Here is a 1279-nt window from a genome sequence, read left to right as displayed (position 1 = left end):
TCAGCAAGTATTACGTCTAGTTGTTCGTCAACAACATGATGAGTCTGGTGATTTAGGTTTAGGATCAGGTTGGCTGACTCAACATACAGAAATTAATCAAAATGTTGCACTGCGTATCCGTACCAATGAGTCTTTTCATTTGATTGATGATAATCGTCCAATTATTTGTATTGGTAATGGAACGGGAATCGCGGGTTTAATGAGTTTACTTCATACACGAACTCGCCATAATTATACTGAAAACTGGCTAATCTTCGGTGAACGCCAACGCGCTCATGATTTCTTCTATGCATCAACTATTGAAGCTTGGCAAACGATGGGAATGTTAAAACGACTTGATCTTGCATTCTCACGTGATCAAGAACAACGTGTTTATGTTCAAGATATCATCCGACAAAATGCAGCAGAGTTAGTCAACTGGATTGAACGTGGTGCAGTACTCTATGTATGCGGCAGTATTGATGGAATGGCAAGTGGAGTCGATCAAGCACTTATTCATATTTTAGGCGAAGAACAAGTCGATGAGTTAAGACAACAAGGCCGTTATCGCCGTGATGTTTATTAAATATCAATAAATAACAAAGCCGAGTAATAGCCAAAATGCTTTACTCGGCTTTTTATTACAATCAGCATTGAATTTGGAATGATTTTGCATACACTGTCTGCAATTTAAATTGCAGCTTTAAACACAATGCAAGTCAGTAAGTGGATTCGGATTTTCTTAGCAGTCATTGGTTCAATTTTATTTTTGGACGGCTTATTTCTAGCTTTTCTCAATAAAATTCATGTAGGCACACTTGTTCCTTTAGTTTTAGGAGCATTCTTCTGTCTTTATGCATTATTTTATTATCATTTAGAACGGTTTTTCTTCTATCACTATCGGCTTCATACTCTTTGGCGTTTTGGGTGGTTGTGTTTCTGGATTTGGTTAATTGGCTTAGGCTATTTTTTTAATTTTATTAAAGAAAATAAAGACGCAAGTCAAAACCTTCCCGCAGTTAAAGCAATTATTGTTTTAGGAAGTGGTGTCGAAAATGGACAGCCTTCAGCTATTCTTGCAAAGCGTCTTGACACAGCAGCGCCAGTTGCCCTTTCACAACCGCAAGCAAAGGTTATTTTAACAGGCGGTTTAGACTTCTCCGAAAAAGAACCTGAAGCATTAGTCATGTCACGCTACTTGGAACAACATTTTCATATAGCAAAAGATCGAATGATCCTTGAAGACAAAAGCACAAGTACAGAACTTAATCTTAAAAATAGTAAACCTTTACTTGAACAA

Annotated in this window: 1 protein-coding gene and 1 pseudogene; both read left to right on the top strand. The window is 37.2% G+C overall.

Going from position 1 to position 1279, the window contains the following annotated elements; translation table 11 throughout:
* A pseudogene (locus VXQ92_RS18660) lies at positions 1–565 on the top strand (hypothetical protein); the annotation flags it as partial.
* 126 nt (positions 566–691) lie between these two features.
* On the top strand, positions 692–1279 hold a 588-nt coding region (locus VXQ92_RS18655; RefSeq protein ID WP_416682809.1), incomplete at its 3' end, for a YdcF family protein.

Source organism: Acinetobacter sp. 228 (assembly GCF_048147885.1).
Note: the sequence above shows the minus strand (reverse complement) of the source record. Positions and strands in the feature narration are given on the sequence as shown.